13 protein-coding genes and 1 pseudogene are annotated in these 16,505 nt (G+C 70.1%); 5 read left to right on the forward strand and 9 right to left on the reverse strand.

Features of this window, described 5'->3' with window-relative positions; all coding sequences use genetic code 11:
* Window positions 1–10 precede the first annotated feature (10 nt).
* On the reverse strand, window positions 11–970 hold the full coding sequence (locus ACGFYY_RS26410) for an aldo/keto reductase family oxidoreductase (RefSeq protein WP_393712990.1): 960 nt from the start codon (window positions 968–970) through the stop codon (window positions 11–13).
* A 114-nt stretch (window positions 971–1,084) separates the two neighbouring features.
* Between ACGFYY_RS26410 and ACGFYY_RS26415 the strand changes: the two genes are divergently transcribed.
* On the forward strand, window positions 1,085–2,053 hold the full coding sequence (locus tag ACGFYY_RS26415; protein ID WP_393712992.1) for an endonuclease/exonuclease/phosphatase family protein: 969 nt from the start codon (window positions 1,085–1,087) through the stop codon (window positions 2,051–2,053).
* On the opposite strand, the gene ACGFYY_RS26420 is transcribed toward ACGFYY_RS26415, so the two are convergent.
* The 3 genes from ACGFYY_RS26420 to ACGFYY_RS26430 form a co-directional block, all read right to left on the reverse strand.
* Window positions 2,037–3,569, reverse strand: a complete 1,533-nt coding sequence (locus tag ACGFYY_RS26420) for a hypothetical protein (RefSeq protein ID WP_393712994.1) — start codon at window positions 3,567–3,569, stop codon at window positions 2,037–2,039. The genes ACGFYY_RS26415 and ACGFYY_RS26420 overlap by 17 nt on opposite strands.
* Window positions 3,562–7,332 carry a CDP-glycerol glycerophosphotransferase family protein gene (locus ACGFYY_RS26425; protein ID WP_393713147.1) on the reverse strand — a complete coding sequence of 1,257 codons (3,771 nt, stop codon included), beginning with the start codon at window positions 7,330–7,332 and terminating at the stop codon, window positions 3,562–3,564. The genes ACGFYY_RS26420 and ACGFYY_RS26425 overlap by 8 nt, the downstream gene beginning before the upstream one ends.
* A 357-nt stretch (window positions 7,333–7,689) precedes the next feature.
* The gene (locus ACGFYY_RS26430; RefSeq protein WP_393712996.1) at window positions 7,690–8,853 is read right to left on the reverse strand and encodes a hypothetical protein; all 1,164 of its coding nucleotides are present in this window, start codon (window positions 8,851–8,853) and stop codon (window positions 7,690–7,692) included.
* 303 nt (window positions 8,854–9,156) lie between these two features.
* On the opposite strand from ACGFYY_RS26430, the gene ACGFYY_RS26435 reads away from it, so the two are divergent.
* Together ACGFYY_RS26435 and ACGFYY_RS26440 are read left to right on the forward strand one after the other, a co-directional pair.
* Complete coding sequence (locus ACGFYY_RS26435) at window positions 9,157–10,362, forward strand: sensor histidine kinase (RefSeq protein WP_393712998.1); 1,206 nt, start codon at window positions 9,157–9,159, stop codon at window positions 10,360–10,362.
* On the forward strand, window positions 10,359–11,024 hold the full coding sequence (locus tag ACGFYY_RS26440) for a response regulator (RefSeq protein WP_393713000.1): 666 nt from the start codon (window positions 10,359–10,361) through the stop codon (window positions 11,022–11,024). The genes ACGFYY_RS26435 and ACGFYY_RS26440 overlap by 4 nt, the downstream gene beginning before the upstream one ends.
* A 37-nt stretch (window positions 11,025–11,061) precedes the next feature.
* Here ACGFYY_RS26440 and ACGFYY_RS26445 read toward each other — a convergent pair whose 3' ends face one another.
* Both ACGFYY_RS26445 and ACGFYY_RS26450 read right to left on the reverse strand, forming a co-directional pair.
* Window positions 11,062–12,450: a hypothetical protein gene (locus ACGFYY_RS26445; protein ID WP_393713002.1), complete on the reverse strand. Its 1,389-nt coding sequence runs from the start codon at window positions 12,448–12,450 to the stop codon at window positions 11,062–11,064.
* Between the two features lie 246 nt (window positions 12,451–12,696).
* On the reverse strand, window positions 12,697–13,635 hold the full coding sequence (locus ACGFYY_RS26450; RefSeq protein ID WP_393713003.1) for a LysR family transcriptional regulator: 939 nt from the start codon (window positions 13,633–13,635) through the stop codon (window positions 12,697–12,699).
* 113 nt (window positions 13,636–13,748) lie between these two features.
* On the opposite strand from ACGFYY_RS26450, the gene ACGFYY_RS26455 reads away from it, so the two are divergent.
* Window positions 13,749–14,663 carry an NAD(P)H-binding protein gene (locus ACGFYY_RS26455; protein WP_393713004.1) on the forward strand — a complete coding sequence of 305 codons (915 nt, stop codon included), beginning with the start codon at window positions 13,749–13,751 and terminating at the stop codon, window positions 14,661–14,663.
* Window positions 14,653–15,018 (forward strand): darcynin family protein, encoded by a 366-nt coding sequence (locus tag ACGFYY_RS26460; RefSeq protein ID WP_393713006.1) that lies wholly within the window; start codon window positions 14,653–14,655, stop codon window positions 15,016–15,018. The genes ACGFYY_RS26455 and ACGFYY_RS26460 overlap by 11 nt, the downstream gene beginning before the upstream one ends.
* A 27-nt stretch (window positions 15,019–15,045) precedes the next feature.
* Here ACGFYY_RS26460 and ACGFYY_RS26465 read toward each other — a convergent pair.
* The 3 genes and pseudogenes from ACGFYY_RS26465 to ACGFYY_RS26475 all read right to left on the reverse strand — a co-directional run.
* Window positions 15,046–15,327, reverse strand: a pseudogene (locus ACGFYY_RS26465) (hypothetical protein); the annotation flags it as partial.
* A 121-nt stretch (window positions 15,328–15,448) separates the two neighbouring features.
* Window positions 15,449–15,820, reverse strand: coding sequence for a metalloregulator ArsR/SmtB family transcription factor (locus ACGFYY_RS26470; RefSeq protein ID WP_365265915.1), 372 nt, complete (start codon window positions 15,818–15,820; stop codon window positions 15,449–15,451).
* Between the two features lie 182 nt (window positions 15,821–16,002).
* Window positions 16,003–16,377 (reverse strand): hypothetical protein, encoded by a 375-nt coding sequence (locus ACGFYY_RS26475; protein WP_030725676.1) that lies wholly within the window; start codon window positions 16,375–16,377, stop codon window positions 16,003–16,005.
* Between the last annotated feature and the right edge of the window lie 128 nt (window positions 16,378–16,505).

Raw genomic sequence — 16,505 nt, forward strand, 5'->3', positions numbered from 1 at the left:
TGCCGGTCGGTCAGGGCAGCGGAACGCCCCGGGCCGCGATCCACAGTTCGTACCACTCCTCGTGCGTCAGCTCGGGCTCCCGCAGCGTCGCGTCGGCGCAGGCACGGATCCGTTCGGGGCGCGCGCTGCCGATGACCGGAGCGATGGCCGCGGGGTGCCGCATCAGCCACCACAGCAGGACCGACTCGGGGGTGGTGTCCTTCTTGCGGGCCAGCTCGGTCAGCAGCGCCGCGGTGGCGCGCTCGGCGGGGGTCTCCTCGCGGCCCGTGAACCGGCCCTGCGCCAGCGCGCCCCAGGCCTGGAGGCGGATGCCGTGGTCGCGGCAGTGCTCCAGCGTGCCGAACGGGAACCCGTTCCGGGTGGATTCCTCCGTGTTGAGCAGGACTCCGGCCTCGACCCAGGCTCGGCTGTGCAGGCTCATCTCCAACTGGTTCGCCACCAGCGGTACGTCGAGCCGGGCCTGGAGGTGGGCGATCTGCGCGGCCCCCATGTTCGACACGCCGAAGCCCCGTACGAGGCCCTGGCGGTGCAGGGAGGTCAGCGCGGAGGCCATCTCGTCCACGTCCGCCAGCGGGTCGGGGCGGTGCAGCAGCAGGACGTCGATCACGTCGGTCCGCAGCCGGGTCAGGCTCTCCTCGACGCGCCGCGTGATGCTGTCCCCGCGCAGGTCGTACATCCCGGGGCGGTCGCCGTCGCCCAGCCGGATCCCGCACTTGGTCTGGATCGTGATGCGCTCGCGCAGCCCGGGGATACGCGCGAGCACCTCGCCGAAGACGGCCTCGGCCTTCCCGTGCCGGTAGATGTCGGCGTGGTCGAAGGCGGTGATGCCGCTGTCGAGCGCGGCGACCACGGCCGCCTCGGCGGCGTCGATGTCGGCGGGCCCGTACGGTTCGGGGTCCCAGCTCCCGCCCAGGCCCATGCACCCGTACAGCACTCGGTCCCCGCCGGGGTTCGTACTCGCGTTCGTCACGGTCCCACCCTATGCGGTCCCCGATGTAGGCCTCACGCTTTCCGAGGGGGATGCGGAACGGCTCACACCGGGCCCGATGCACGCTCTGACCGGCTCATACCCAATGATGTCCGCATGCAGAGACACATGGAGACCGGGCGGTGGTCGCGGCCGCGGCCGCTCCGCCTCCGGTTCGGCCGCGCGGTGACGACCCTGGGACTGTTGACCGCGGTGGCGTGCACCTCGGGGCACACACCGGCTTCGGTGGCGGGTGCCGGCGCGGGCGCCGGGACGGCCGACGACGTCTCCGTGGCGACCTGGAACATGTGCGGGGTGCGGCAGTGGAGCTGCGAGAAGACCGGCGGACCGAAGGAGAAGCTGGGGCAACTGCGCGACCTGATCGGTGATTCCGGCGTCCAGGTCCTGCTCCTGCAGGAGGTGTGCTCCGAGGACCTGGTCTCCTTCGCCCGCGGCCTCGGCCCGCAGTGGCGCTCGGCCTTCGAGCCGTACGCGGAGGTGGGCGCGGACGGGAGCCGTACGTCCGTCGACTGCACCGGACAGGGGAAGGGGCAGGCCGGGTACGCGCTGCTGGCCGGCTCCGAGCTCACCGACGTGGAGGCGATCCCGACCGAGCAGCCGACGGTGGGACTGCACCGCGGGATCCTGTGCGCGCGGGTCCCGGCCCAGCGGGTGCGGGTGTGCAACGCCCACGTGTCACTGCGGGAGAGCGACGACGAGCACCCGGACTGGGACTTCCGCGACGACCAGCTGAGCTCACTGTTCGCCGCCGCGTCGACGGACCCCGCCACGGTCTTCGGCGGGGACTTCAACTCCCCGCCGCCGGGCGGCGACAAGAACAAGAACACGTCCGCCTGGATCTGGCCGACCGAGGCGTACACCACGTACCGCGAGTGCGACCAGAAGGGCAGCTCGCGGTCCGGGCGAACCACCCTCAAGGACGGTATGAAGATCGACTACCTGTTCACCCGGCTCCCCCGCACGGGCTGCGAGGTGGTGGACACCAAGGCGTCCGACCACCGGCCGCTGGTGATGCGGGTGACCCGCCCGCCGGAGGACCCGGCCACGATCAGTACCGTGCGTTGAAGTACGCCCCCTGCGGGGGCGCGGGGTAGGAGTTCATGATCAAGGTGAAGGGCACGGCCGTCCAGGGCGAGGCGTTGCCGACGGCGTCCACCGCGATGGCCTCGACGAAGTGGTCGCCCTGGTTCCAGGCCCAGCCCGGCTCCCACACCCAACTGCCGTCGGAGCGTACCTCGCACGTCCCGAGGGCGGCTCCGCCCTCCTGGAAGTCCACGCGGACGGCACCGGGGGCGTAGCCCGCGAAGCCGACGGCGGGGCCCGACAGCTGCTGGTGGGCGACGGGGGCGGTGACCGTCAGGACGAGGCGCTGCGCCGGCATGGGTACGGGTGTCGGCTGCACCGGTGCCGGGGCTCGCCCCGGCTCCGCCGCGGAGCCGGGCACCGGCGCGTGCGCCACGGCCGTGAAGATCACTTCGGTCCGTTCGGACTGGTAGTTGCTGGCGTCCGCCGCGAACACCCGGACGGTGTGCTTCCCCGCGGCCCACGGCTTTTCACGCTGCCAAGCCCAACTGCCGTCCGCCGCGACGGGCGAAGCACCCTGGTACTTTCCGTTCTCCCAGAAACTGACACGCACAGCGCTGAGAGGGGCCGTTCCCGTGAAACGAACGGCGTTCCCGGGCACCTGGCCGTTCGTCGACGGCATCGAGATCACCGGTCGGGGGAACGAATCGCCCCTCACCTGGGAGGTCTCCTCGAGATACGCGTCGATGCCGGAGGTGTCCCTCCTCGGCTGCTCGTATCCGTAACTCACCGCGCCTATACGGGGGGTGATGCCCTCGACGACAAGGTTCAGCAGACCCATGATCGTCGGGAGGTTCCGCGGTACGACGCTGCTGTGGTCGGCGACGAGGGGAGAGTCGTTGAAGAGGAGGTTGAAGTTCTCGTACCCCTGGAACAGCCCGAGGAAGGGCTCCACCTCACGCGTGTACTGATCGTCCTGCGCGGAGGTGATCAAATAGATGTTGGCCCCGCGGTTAGCCCCGCTGCGCACCAGATCGGGCAGGACCGAATCGAGGAAGTGCACGTTCTGGTCGGTCACCTCGCCCATCATCAGACGCGCGGCGCCCGGGATGCCCGCCCTGACGTACGACCCGATCAGAAACTGCGGCACGCTGGTCACGACGTTCTTGAGGCCGTACTTCAGCCCGAAGTAGAGGGCGGCACTGCCACCCTTCGAACTCCCGATCGTCGTACAGTCTGCAGGCGTCAGGGAGAGCGCGTTCAGGACGCGCGAGATGAGCCCGGCGACGGACTGTTCGAGGGAGAAGTCCATCCCCTTGCACAGGTAGTAGCTGTTCGCCCCGTCGAACTTGTCACGGATCCAGAGGATGTTCGAACGGACCTTGTCGAGAACGCCGTTGGACATCCCGTACTCGTCGGGGGCGGTGAAGTTGGCGAAGACGACGAGCAGATGGCGGTTCCCGTTCCTCGCGTGGGAGAACCGGTACTCGATGGGCACCGCCCCGGAGCTGTCCACGCCCGTGAAGACGGCGCGCGCGTTCTGGGCTGCTTTAGACATGCTCGGAATCCATTCTTCTCACCGGCTGGCGCGGCACCTGGCCGAGGGTGCCCCTCGTCGAGAAACCCGCCTGCCCCGCCTGCCCCGGCTGCCCGGCATGGCCGGGGGCGCGTCCGCGGGTCACGGCCGGGGCCTGGGCCTGCGCGGGGTCGAGGTCCCCGCCGGCGATCAGGATGCGGTCGGTGAGCCGGGCCGAGGCGTAGCCGTCGTCGAGGTCGCAGAACTCCTGCTGGAACCAGCGGTAGCGGGCGGCGTAGCCCTGTTGGATGCGGTCGATGTTGCGGATCGCCCCGATCAGCTCCGGGGAGGTGTACACGAGCGGGCCGGGGGCGGACTGCTCGAAGTCGAAGTAGAAGCCGCGCAGGGTGTCGCGGTAGTGGTCCAGGTCGTAGGTGAAGAAGAGGATCGGCCGCCCGGTGTTGACGAAGTCGAACATCAGGGAGGAGTAGTCCGTGATCATCACGTCGGCGATGAGGGAGAGGTCCGCCATGTCCGGGTAGTCGGACACGTCGAAGACGAAGCCGTCGCCGGCGCCCGGTACGGGGTCGACCACATTGGGGTGGCGCCGTACGAGCAGGACGTGGTCGTGACCCAACTGCGCCTTGGCCTCGTCGAGGTCGATGCGGAAGTCGAGCTTGTACTTCCCGGGTGCGTAGAACTGGTCGTCGCGCCAGGTCGGCGCGTACATGATGGCCTTCTTGCCCGGCGGCAGGCCGATGCGACGGCGTACCTCCGCCGCCCGCCGACCGGAGTCCGCGCGGCGCAGGATGTCGTTGCGCGGGTAGCCGCTCTCGACCATTTCGCCGGGGAACTGGAAGGCGCGCTTGAGGATCGGGGTGCTGAAGCTGTTCGGGGACACCAGCATGTCCCAGTTCTGCACCTCCTTCGCCACGCGCTCCAGGTACCGCTTGTCGGCGAAGTGGACGGCTTCGATGTCGTGTCCGATGCGCTTGAGCGGGGTGCCGTGCCAGGTCTGCACGACGACCTGGCCCTCGCGCTTCTCGAACCAGTCGGGCATGTGGTTGTTGGCCACGATGTACTTGGACCGGGCCATGGCCTCGTACCAGTCGGGGGACCACATGCGCACGGGCCGCGCGGTGGGCGGAACGTCCACCTGGTCGTCGCGCACCACCCAGAGGTGTTCGAGGTCCAGGCCCCGACGGACCATCTCCTCGTGCAGCGCGCGCGGGCTGTCGGAGTACTGGGTTCCCTTGAACGCGTCGAACAGCACGGCCTGGGTGACGGGCTGTCGGCGGGCCGCCGGATACGTCTTGGTGCGCATCAGCTTCTGCCGGTAGGGGCCGCGGGCCTCGTCCGGCATGGCCGAGTGCACCAGCAGGGAGAGGCGGTCGTAGGCCTCCGACTGGAGCTCGTAGCGGCGTTCGTCGCTGGTCATGTCCCGGGGCAGGGTCGGGATCAGATCCTGCGTCATCTTGACCATGAGGTCGCTCGTGCGGTGCTCCGGGGCGACCGCGGAGTGGTCCTGGCGGCGCAGGAAGAAGTCCCAGCGGCCGGAGGCGAGCGGGATGTCACCGGCCAGCGTGCGCATCGCGGCGGGGGTGACGACGAAGCGGAACTCGTCGCCGTTCCAGGTGATCGGGGCGACGCGCTCCGCGCCGTGGGCGCGGGAGCGTACGACGACGTGTGCCATGGCGTACTCGGAGGCGTCGAGCATGTCCTGCGCGGCGTAGCCGACGACGATCTCCAGCGAGCCGTCCTCGCGCCAGGTGGCGGATTTGGCCAGCGGCAGGGTGTCCCGTTCGAACAGGACCACGTAGCCGGATCCGTTGCGGTGCACGAAGACCTCGCGGTCGCCGCCGTCGGTCTGCAGTCCGGCCGGCATCCGGTAGTGGCCGTCGGTGGCGTCCTCCGCCATGACGGGGTAGATGGCCGCCTTGCGCCCCTCGACGTGGAAGGTTGTCTTCCACCCGTTGGCGCCGGTGTTCCAGGTCTCCGGGATCCCGTCCGAGGAACTCGTGCGGTGTCCGGGTACGAGTGCCTTGACCGGAATGCGGGTAACGAAGCGGAACCAGCCCTCGCCTCCGGGCGTGAAGTGGACCCACGAGTCGTGCCGGCCGGCGCCGCTCATGCTCGTCACCCGGAACTTGCCCCACTCCGGGAGCTTGTCACCCAGGTAGACGCCGCCGAGTTCGATGTGGTCACCGACGAGCCGGTGCCGGGTGATGCGGCACCGCACCCGCTCCACACGGAGCTTGAGCTTGCCTTGCATGAAGAGTGGCACCACGCGGGTGTTCTTCTCCACGTAGCGGTAGGGCGGATTGGCCGCGCTGCCCGCACCACCCCTGGCTATGCCCTTGTAACGGAACAGGCCGCGGCTCAGTACGCCGGCCGCCACGTCCCACGTGCCCTCGGCCCACTCTCCCTTGCGCTTGAGCCGCGTGGTGTCGAAGCTGACCTGGAAACCGGACCAGTCGTAGCAGTAGCGGCTCTGGTTCGAGTACTCGGTGGCCTGCGGGTAATAGGTGGTCTTGGCCTTGGCGACGACCACGCGGCCCTGCTTCTTGTTGCGCAGCGCGATCGCCTTCATCGACATGTGCCGCTTGTGCACGTTGATGAAGCGGACGTACGCCGAACCCTCCAGGGTCAGGTGGTCCTTGTCGTCCCAGCCCGCCCGGATGAGTGAGCCGTGGAGCGAGAGTTCCTTGTCGAGCCGGTAGGCGCTCTTGTCGAGGCCGATCGAACGGTCGCCGAGGTAGGGGTAGTTGAGGTAGCGGTGGAAGCGGCGCTGGACGGGCAGGGGCCCGCCCTTGCGCTCGAACTCGACGACGTCGAGCAGTTCTTTCAGGCGTCCCTCGCGCACCAGGAGCCACTTGACCCGGGCGTCGGCGGGGAGTTCGTGGATGATGTCCGCGTCGGCCTCGTCCAGGAACTCGTTCGCCCACTGCATGAAGGCGTCCTGGTACTCCTCGTCGGCGTCGGGCAGCACCTTCAGGTGCAGCATCAGGTCCGACTTCAGGCAGGCCAGGTCGTACTTGCGCTTGTGGTCCGAGTAGGAGCGCGCGCGGTGGCCGGCGAGGAAGCGGCTGACCGATTGCACCGCGGAGACGCGGTCCTGGAGGTTGCTGAACTCGGTGTGCCGCTGGGTGATGGAGGGGGCCGCACCGCCCTCGCGCCGGCGCCAGAAGTAGACGATGTCCGTGAGGATGTCGACCTTGGCGGCCCGGAAGTGGGCGAACATGTTGACCCAGGAGTCCTCGTACATGACGCCCTCGGGGAACGCGATGTAGTGGTAGTCCCAGAAGGAACGCCGGAAGAGCTTGTTCCACACCGTCCGGTCGTAGATCAGGTCCGGCACCTTGGTGATGTGCGTGCCACGCCTGCTCTTCTGCATGGGCGCCTTGTGCAGGGGGGACTGCCACCTCTTGGTGGAGTTCATCATCTGCACGTTGCCGGACACGAAATCGGAGCCGGAGGCCTCGAGGGTCTGCACGAGCAGCTCGTAGGTGTACTCGGGTATGACGTCGTCGCCATCGACGAATGCGAGAAACTCAGCCTGCGGACTGGCGGACCGAATGCCGACATTGCGGGCATGTCCCGGTCCCATGGACTCCTGGCGCAGAAGCTTGAACCGGGGGTCACGGCGGGCGAAGTCGGCGGCTATGGCCGTCGAGGAGTCGGTCGAACCGTCGTCGACCATGATCACTTCAAGCGCGGAGAACGTCTGCCTGGCTATCGATTCCAGACATTCCTGGAGGTATATCTCAACATCCTGGAAGGGCACGACAACACTCAGGCGGGGCATACCTGCCACTCAGAAAGCTCCTCGATAGACACACTTGCCACGGCGTACCGGGAGTTGTCGCAGCACGCCACCAGACCCGCCCCTGAATCTGGCCACCCACCGCTCCCCGAACACTCGACCCGCCCCGCCACCCTCGACCGCACACTTATACGACCTTGACAGCGCCTGGGCAGCGTAGGGCAATGACTTGATGGCGAGCAAGTATTCACGAGCGGTTCACGCCCTCAAAGCTTCACACGTGCGAATGAGCAGAGCCCCTCCGCGCCTGCGGGGGAGCTCAACTACGCCTGCACTCAGGGTGCGGCACGCGGAAGCAACGCTTCAATCGGCACAGCCGGGCTGTTGGGGTGAGGTGGATCACCCCACCCGACACCACGGACCGAAGGTCAGGCCCGGGTCCATCTGGTCCTGCCGGGCGATGAGTAGTCCACCGTCCATGTCGATCATCGCGATCGCGACCGAGCCACGGGCGTCGAGCGAGATGGCGGGCAGTCCCGCGCAACGGTCTCCGACGGGGGCCCACCAAGTGCCGTACTGCTCGCCCTCCGTCGGGTAGGCGGCGATCTCCGGGTAGCCCTCGGCCCCTCGCTGCAGCAGGACGGTGCAGTCGTACCCACCGATGCGGGTACGGGCGACGTCCACCGGGCCGACGCCGCCCGCGCCACCCAGCGGCATGAGCGCGGGCGACGCACCGGCGGGGGCCTGTGGGCGGTAGGCGATGACGCCGCCATCCGCCGGATGGCGCCAGAAGTAGGTGCCGCCGCCGGGCCTCGTCTCGTAGGCACTGTACGTTCCTTCGACGGAATCGGCCTCGACGCGCCCGAGCCACCTGAAGTCGCTTCCCGGCGCATCCTGACCCCAGTACGAGGCCCCGCCCCGGAAGGGGGCCAGGAATTCTGCCCGTCCCTGGGCCGTCACCAGGGGAACGACGGCTTCACGGGCCCACTTACCCTGATAGTCGAGCCAATCGCCCCATTTGCCGTCACTGTGCCGGGATCGACCCCAAACCCCCACACCGAACCGGGTGGTGAGGACGTGGAGCGAACCGGTGCCGTCCGAGAGCAGGATCGGATCCCCCGGCGCAGGCAAGGGCTCCCCGCCCTCCTGCCGGCGTTCCGGGAAGGGGTTGCCGACCGCGCGCCAGTCGCCGAGAGGGCGGCCGGTCTGGTATTGGGTGGCGATGATCAGCTCGCGGCCGCCCGGCGCGCTCTCCCGGTGCCGGGTGCCGGCGAACCAGACGAACCCGTTGGAGTCCTGGGCGAGCGTGAACCGACCCGTCCATCCCTCGACGGGGAACAGCTCGGGGCCCTGCCAGATGTCGGAGCCGGGCGCGGACTCGGTCCAGCGCACCAGGCCGTCCGCGCAGCTCGCGTAGGCGGTGAGTCGTCCGTCCCGCCCCAGTCGGAGCCAGCTCCGGGCCGCGCTCCCGCCGTCGGCCGCCGCGGCTATTCGGGAACCCGGCACAGCGGGCGCGGCGGAGGTGACACCTCGGTCCGCTTCCATACGTCCGCGTCGCGCCATGTCCTGCCCACACCTGCCCCAACTCGTACCTTTTGCCCAGCCTTACCCGGCGGGCCGTTGGACAATTTACGGCAGTGGGGTAACCGGCGGGTGTCGGGGTCGGACGTCCACGACAGCCTCCGCTTCCGTGCAACCTAGCCTGATCCGCCCGCCTCCACCAGCAGGTGCCGGCCAGACCTCGCCGCCGGCCGGACCGTCGTCCGTGAGGTCGAAAAGTCGGGTACGGGTACTACGTGGGGAGTACGCCTGAAACGCTACGTCGGGGTGACGCGGGTGACGGGGGACGCCGTCTAGCGTGGCTGTATGGACGAGCTGCGCGAACGCCCGGGTCCCCCGTGGCGACGATGGGTGGAGCGGACCGGGCGGGGCCCGGCCTGGCGCTCGGCGCTGCTCGTCGCCGTCTTCACACAGATCGGCGCGGGGTGGGCGGCGCACGCGCAGAGCGGTCGGGTGGCGCTCGACAGCTTCGCCCGACTGCTGCTGCTGATCGGGCCCGCCCTGCTCGTGGTGCGGCACCGGTACCCGGTGGCCGTGGCGTACGGGGTCAGCATCGTCACCCTGGTCTATGTGGGCGCAGGTTACCCGTACGGGCCGGTGTTCCTCAGTCTGGCCCTGGCCTGCTTCGCCGCCGTCGTCGCCGGACACCGCCGGGCCGCCTGGGGCGCCGTCGGTCTGTTCTGGGCCGGGCACCTGCTCATCGGGCACTGGCTCTACCGGTGGCTCCCGCCCCGGGGCGACGGTCCGACGCCCTGGGCGCAGGAGGTGGGCGTCACCGCATGGGTGCTCGCGGTGCTCGCCGTCGCGGAGCTGGTCCGCGTACGCCGGGAACAGTGGGCCCGCGAGCGGGCCGAGCGGGCGGCGGCCGAAAGACGCCGGGTGGACGAGGAGCGGCTGCGGATCGCACGGGAACTGCACGACGTGCTCGCCCACAGCATTTCGGTGATCAACGTCCAGGCGGGGGTCGGGCTGGCCCTGCTCGACTCGGATCCCGAGCAGGCCCGTACGGCGCTCGCCACCATCAAGGCGGCGAGCAAGGAGGCGCTGGGCGAGGTCCGGCAGGTCCTCGACACCCTGCGCTCCCCCGGCGAGGCGCCGCGCTCCCCCGCACCCGGTCTGGACCGCCTCCCCGAGCTCGTGGAGCAGGCGGTGGCGGCCGGGCTGGGCACGGACGTCGCGACCGAGGGTGAGGCACGGGCGCTGCCGCCCGGCGTGGATCTCGCCGCCTTCCGCATCCTCCAGGAGGCGCTGACCAATGTGATGCGCCACTCGGGTTCGCGCACCGCGCGGATCCGCCTCTCCTGGCAGCGGCACTCCCTGGAGCTACGGGTGGACGACGACGGACCGGCCACGGGCGACCCCTCGGGGAGTGGTGGCAACGGCCTGGTCGGGATGCGGGAGCGGGCCGCGGCCCTGGGCGGCACCGTCGAAGCCGGCCCGCGACCGGACGGCGGCTTCCGGGTGATCGCCGTACTCCCACTCAAGGACGACGCGTTCGAGGAGGACCTGTGATCCGCGTGCTGCTCGCCGACGACCAACTGCTCGTCCGGGCGGGGTTCCGGGCCCTGCTCGACGCCCAACCCGACATCGAGGTGGCGGGCGAGGCCGCCGACGGCGACGAGGCCGTCCGGCTGGTCCGGGAACTGCGCCCGGACGTCGTGCTCATGGACATCCGGATGCCGGTGCTGGACGGACTCGCCGCGACCCGCCGGATCGGCGAGGACGCGTCCCTGGCCGCCGTGCGGGTGGTCATGCTCACCACCTTCGAGCTCGACGAGTACGTCTTCGAGGCGATCCGTTCGGGCGCCTCCGGCTTCCTGGTCAAGGACACCGAACCGGAGGAGCTGCTGCGGGCGGTCCGTGCGGTGGTCGCGGGGGACGCCCTGCTGTCCCCCGGCGTCACCCGCCGGCTGATCGCGGAGTTCGCGGCCCGCTCGAAGCAGCCCGCGACGGGGACCGGGCTGGGACGACTCACCGACCGGGAGCGCGAGGTGATGGCCTTGGTGGGCATGGGCTTGTCCAACGAGGAGATCGCCCACCGCCTGGTCGTCAGCCCCCTCACCGCGAAGACGCATGTCAGCCGCACCATGGTGAAACTGGGCGCCCGCGACCGCGCCCAGCTGGTCGTCCTGGCCTACGAATCCGGCCTGGTCCGCCCCGGCTGGCTCGGCTGACGCACCATTGCGCGCAGCCCTCGCTCCGCCGAGGCCGTCAGCCGGTGCAGCCCGGGACCGAGCCGGCCGGGCTGCAGTTGTTCGGCCGGTTCTCGCGGACGACATCGCCGTTCAGGGTGAGCGTGCCGGAGGCCTTGAAGATGCCTCCCCCGTCGCCCGCCCGGTTGTGCGTGACGGTGTTCCCCTCCAGCGTGGTGGTACCCAGCCCCGTGGTTCCCCCGCCGTGGTAGAGGCCGCCACCCTGAGCGGTGCCGTTCTTCGCGGTGACCGTGTTGCGGAGGATTTTGTTGCGTGTGGCGGTCAGGTTGCCGCCGTCGGGGTTGTCGAGCCCGCCGCCCTGAGCCGTGCCGTTCGGCGCGTCGGCGGTGTTGCCCGTGATGTGGCTGTCGGTCAGCTGAAGCGTGCCGAAGGGACCCACGCGGATGCCGGCTCCGCGCGCGGTGCCCTTCTCGGCGACCACCCGGTTGCCGCTGATCTTCACCTTGCTCACGGTCATCAGGGCGTTGTTCGCGATGCCTCCGCCCTGGGCGTCGCCGTGCGGAGCGTTCGACGTGTTGTCGCTGATGGCTCCGCCGGTCACGGTCAGCCTGCCCGGCTCCGGAATACCGTTGGCGACGGCGGCACGCGCGATACCACCCGGGGCGTGGGAGCGGTTCCCGCTGAAGACCGTGTTCTCGACGGTGGTCTCGGCGAAGCTGATGATGCCGGCACCGAACGCGATGCTATCGGTGTCAGGCGTGACGCTCGCGGTGTTCCCGGTGAGCCGCGAGCGGGTGACCGTGAGCGGTCCGTCGTTCGCGATGCCGGCGCCCGCGGCGATTCCGCCGACGGCGGTGCCGCCGTAGATCACACGGTTTCCGCTCACCACGGTCTCGCTCACGCTGCCGGTGCCGGGGTTGTCGATGGCACCGCCCTGGGCGTACAGCTCGGACGAGGAGGTGTTGCCGGTGAACCTGCTGCGGCTCACCCGCATCGTTCCGGCGTTGGAGATGCCGCCGCCGCAGGCCAGGCCCGGCGGGTCGGGGAAGGCCGGACAGTCCGTGGCGAAGCCGCCGCTGATGGTCGTGTGCGTGAGCGTCAGGTTTCCCGTCGGTCCGACGAAGAGGATCCGGAACCGCGGCACCTTGGTTCCGCGCCGGTCCCGCCCGATCGTGGCACCGCGGCCGTCGATGGTCATCTCACCGGTGATCACCGGCAGCCCGTTGCCGGGGCTCACGGGGTCCGGGGCCGTCAGCTCGTACGTGCACCCGCGAGCCAGTTGGAGGGTGTCCGGTCCCGGTGAGCTGTTCGCCGCGTTGATCGCCGCGACGAGATCCGGGACCGAGCAGGGAACCTGCACCGTGGCGGCGTGGGCGGCGGGGGCGGGGAGCGCCACCAACGCGCCCGCCACGAGGCCGAGGACGGCCGGGACATACCGACGAGACATCGAGGACTCCTCCTGGTGCTGCGCACCGTGCTGTGCGCGGCCGGGCGGCGGGGACCGCGGCCGGCGGGGCCAAGCCGACCACGCGCGACCGCCGTCGGCCTCCCGGCCTCAGCCGTACGGGCGGGCGGACGGCCCGGATGGAGGAGGATTGCGCGCGAACGGGCCTGACCCGAAAGACAGGCCCCACGTCGCCCGGCGACCGGAAGCCCAGGCCCGGTTCGTGGACCACCGCCGCCCCGGCCTCGACTACCCGTCAGATACGCGCAGGGTCCGGCGCACGGCGTCGCGGAGCCAGTGGTGACCGCCGTCGGCGGCGTGGCGGGGGTGCCACGCCATGCCGATGGTCAGTGGCGGGAGGGACAGAGGGATGTCCAGGACACGCAGGCACAGCGCGCTCGCGACATCGGTCAGCGGGGAGGGGACACCGCCGGGAAGGGCGGTGGGGACGAGGCAGACGATGTCACTTCCGGCGGCGAGCGTCATCGCGGCCAGGTGGCTGGGGAGGACGACGGCGACCCGTCGGCGCAGGTCGCGCTCGGCCAGTGCGGCGTCCAGCGGACCGGTGAACCGGCCACGGCGGCTGACCACCACGTGTTCGGCGGCGGCCAGGCGTTCCGGGGTCAGGGTTCCTTCGGTGAGAGGGTGGCCGGGCCGGACGGCCGCCGCCATCCGAAGGGTGACCAGTTCTTCGATCCGGGTCTCGGGGTCCGCGTGGTCGATGGAGCCGATCTCCAGGTCGATCCGGCCGTCGCGCAGCGCCGATCCGGCTTCCACCTCCTCGGCCCGGAACCGCAACGAGACACCCGGCGCCTCCTGCCGGGCCAGCTCCGCCATCCCGGGCGCCAACGCCGCGCCGACCAGGTCGGCCGCCTGAAGGGTGAACGTGCCGCGCAGGTCGGCGGGATCGACGCCGACGCCGGGGGCCAGCAGCGCTCCCAGGCGGCGCACCACCGCGGCCGTCTCCTCGCGCAAGGCCTGGGCCCGGGGGGTGGGGACCATGGCCTGGCCGGCCCGGACCAGCAAGGGGTCCTGCAGGATGCGTCGCAGCCGGGCGAGCGTGCGACTCATGGCGGCCGGCGACGTGTGGAGGCGGGCAGCGGCGCGGGTCACGCTCTGCTCGGTCAGCAGAGCGTCCAGCGCGACGGCGAGATTGGCGTCGATGACAGGTGCTGCACTGCTGCTCATAGGCATGATTCCATTTCAGGCAATGATCCCGTGCTCACATTCCCATTGTGGCAACACCTCGGCCGTCCCCAGGATGAGGGTCGTCCCGATCCGGCACGACCCACGAGGTTTCCATGATCGTCATCACTGCTCCCACCGGGAACATCGGCAGCCACCTGCTGTCCTTGCTCCTGGACTCCACCCCCGCCCACGACGAGGCGCTGCGCGTGGTCGTACGCGACCCCGTCCGGCTGCCTGACGCCGTGCGTGACCGCGTCGAGGTGATCGCCGGCTCGCACGGCGACGCCGAGGTCGTCGAGCGCGCCTTCGAGGGCGCCGACGCGGTGTTCTGGCTCGTTCCCCCGGACGCGTCGCTGACCCCCGATGCCGCCTACCGCGGCTTCACCCGGCCCGCCGCGAAGGCTCTCGTGGCCCATGGCGTCGGCCATGTCGTCGGCGTCTCGGCGCTCGGCCGCGGCACACCGGTCGCCCACCGCGCGGGACTCGTCACCGCTTCCCACGCCATGGACGACCTCATCGCCACCACCGGCGTCTCCTACCGCGCTGTGGCCTGCCCGTCCTTCTTCGAGAACCTTCTCGAGGACGTGGACAGCCTCCGTGAGACGGGCGTCTTCACCGACGCCGTCGACGCCGACCTCAAGGCCCCGCGCGCCGCCGTCGCCGACATCGCGGCCGTCGCCGCCGACCTGCTGCGCGACCGCTCGTGGTCCGGCCAGGACAGCGTGCCCGTCCTCGGACCCGAGGACCTCTCCCCCGCCGACCTGGCCCGCATCATGACCGAACAGCTCGGCCGGCCCGTCCGCTACGCACAGCAGCCGCTCGACGAGCTGTACGCCGACCTCCTCGGCCATCGCCTCGACGAGGCGTTCGCACGGGGCGTCGTCGACATGAAGAGGGCCAAGAACGAGGGCCTCGACGCGGGGGTCGCCCGCACCCCGGTCACCGGTTCACCCACCAGCTTCCGGCACTGGTGCGCGCGGACACTGGCACCCGCGGTCCGCTCGGGAGGTGCCCGTCATGCCGGTTGAGAGGACGACGCCGCCGGTCACGGCGTTCATGCTCATCAAGACCACGCCCGAGTGGCTCGCCATGAGCCCACAGGAGCGCATGACCGCCTTCACCACCCAGGTCGTTCCCGCGATCAAGGCCAGGACCACCGGCGTCCGCTCACGCTTCTACGACACGGAGTTCTACTCCACCCGCGTCACCGACGTCTGGGTCTGGGAAGCCGACGACCACGACGCCTACCGGCTCCTGATCGACGCGCTGCGCGAAACCCCCTTCTGGGATCGCTACTTCACGGTCGTCGACCTTCTCGTCGGCACGGAGAACGGCTACGCCCACACCTACGGCGTCGAGGCCGTCACCACCATCACCACCTGAGGCGAGGGCGGTCCCCGGCGCCTCCGCTCAGGCGGGAGGGGAGAGCTGTTCGCGCACCCACTGCGGATCCGGGGCGGTGTGTGGCAGCCCCGCCACGCATACGGTGGGCACGGTCTCGTTGCCGTCGTCGGCAGCCCTGACCACCGCCGCCCCTTCCGGGTCACGCCGGATGTCGACCCGGTGCAGTCGGTGCGCGCTGCGGCCCAGCCGGACGCGCAGTCGGATGCGGTACGTGCAACCCGGCCGCCGGTAGACGACCGGCCGGCCGTCGACCGCGCTGCGGCGCCGCGCCTCCGAAGCGCCGATCGACCAGGTCGTCCGCCCCGGGATTCACCTGGTACGTCGGACGAGGAAGAAGGACGGCCTTCGCATGATCACCCATCCGCCACGGAGTCGTGTTCATGCGAAGGCCGCGTCGGCACCGGGCCACTCAGCGACCGGCGACCTTGTCCTTGTCCGTGCGGTCCGCCTGCGGCCCCAACTGCTGCAGCTCGGCCAGGAGTTCGCTCTGGCCCGTCAGGAGCTCGGTCAGGATGCGTCGCGCCGCTCGCAGGAGGTCGGCCACGTCGCCGCCGGCGAGGGCGTAACTGACGGTCGCTCCGTCCCGGATGGACACGACGATGCCGGACCGACGCAGGACCGCCAACTGCTGGGAGAGGTTCGACGCCTCGACATCGATCGCGGCGAGGAGGTCGCGTACGGGTACGGGGCCGTTCTGCAGGAGTTCCAACACGCGGATGCGGACGGGGTGTCCGAGCATGCGGAAGAACTCGGCTTTCGCCTGGTAGAGGGGTACCTGCATTCCCATGAGTGCTCCTGCTGTTGCTTCAAACCTTGCCTGGGGGCGCGGGGGCTTCCAGTCGGCCGACCACCCATACATTCGTACGGCCGAGCCCACGCACGCCCGGCGATTACCTGTTTCAGATGTGCCGGATTGAAGAATTCTTCAACTCATGGGCATGCGTGGGCGCGAAAATGCCGGCGTCAGAGCTCCAGAGCGGCCTCGATGCGCTTCAGCTGGTGGCGGGCCATGGCCAGGTTCGACTGGCCCTTGTCCAGCACGAGGTACAGGAAGAGGCCGCCGTGCCCCCGGCCCTTGAGGAGCCGGATGAGGTGGTACTGACCGCCCAGGGTGATCAGGACGTCCTCGATCTCGTCCTTCAGGCCCAGCATCTCCATCGTGCGGACCTTGGCCCGGATCACATCCGTGTTTCCCGCGGCGGCGACCGTCAGGTCGAGCTCCTTCCCGCCGCCCAGGGTCCCCAGCGCCATACCGCTGGTGTAGTCCACCAGCGCGGCTCCCATCGCACCCTCGATCGAGGTCATCGTCTCCTTCAAGGAGACCTCAACGTTCGCCATCGGTATTCGCTCCCTTGCCTGCTACGGACTCCGCCCGGTGATCGGTTCCCGCTGACACCGGACGGCTTGTGATCTCGAAGCTACCGAGCGTGCGTGGCGGCGTACGGGGAACGGGGGATTGCGTGGAA

The organism is Streptomyces sp. NPDC048331 (assembly GCF_043201215.1).
Taxonomy (GTDB): Bacteria; Actinomycetota; Actinomycetes; order Streptomycetales; family Streptomycetaceae; genus Streptomyces.

Bases quoted from the DNA above. Each gene is read 5' to 3' on its own strand.
- ACGFYY_RS26415 (WP_393712992.1), top strand. From the start codon at position 1,085: ATGCAGAGACACATGGAGACCGGGCGGTGGTCGCGGCCGCGGCCGCTC.
- ACGFYY_RS26470 (WP_365265915.1), bottom strand. From the start codon at position 15,820: ATGCAGGTACCCCTCTACCAGGCGAAAGCCGAGTTCTTCCGCATGCTC.
- ACGFYY_RS26450 (WP_393713003.1), bottom strand. From the start codon at position 13,635: ATGAGCAGCAGTGCAGCACCTGTCATCGACGCCAATCTCGCCGTCGCG.
- ACGFYY_RS26475 (WP_030725676.1), bottom strand. From the start codon at position 16,377: ATGGCGAACGTTGAGGTCTCCTTGAAGGAGACGATGACCTCGATCGAG.
- ACGFYY_RS26425 (WP_393713147.1), bottom strand. From the start codon at position 7,332: ATGCCCCGCCTGAGTGTTGTCGTGCCCTTCCAGGATGTTGAGATATAC.
- ACGFYY_RS26420 (WP_393712994.1), bottom strand. From the start codon at position 3,569: ATGTCTAAAGCAGCCCAGAACGCGCGCGCCGTCTTCACGGGCGTGGAC.
- ACGFYY_RS26430 (WP_393712996.1), bottom strand. From the start codon at position 8,853: ATGGCGCGACGCGGACGTATGGAAGCGGACCGAGGTGTCACCTCCGCC.
- ACGFYY_RS26435 (WP_393712998.1), top strand. From the start codon at position 9,157: ATGGACGAGCTGCGCGAACGCCCGGGTCCCCCGTGGCGACGATGGGTG.
- ACGFYY_RS26460 (WP_393713006.1), top strand. From the start codon at position 14,653: ATGCCGGTTGAGAGGACGACGCCGCCGGTCACGGCGTTCATGCTCATC.
- ACGFYY_RS26445 (WP_393713002.1), bottom strand. From the start codon at position 12,450: ATGTCTCGTCGGTATGTCCCGGCCGTCCTCGGCCTCGTGGCGGGCGCG.
- ACGFYY_RS26455 (WP_393713004.1), top strand. From the start codon at position 13,749: ATGATCGTCATCACTGCTCCCACCGGGAACATCGGCAGCCACCTGCTG.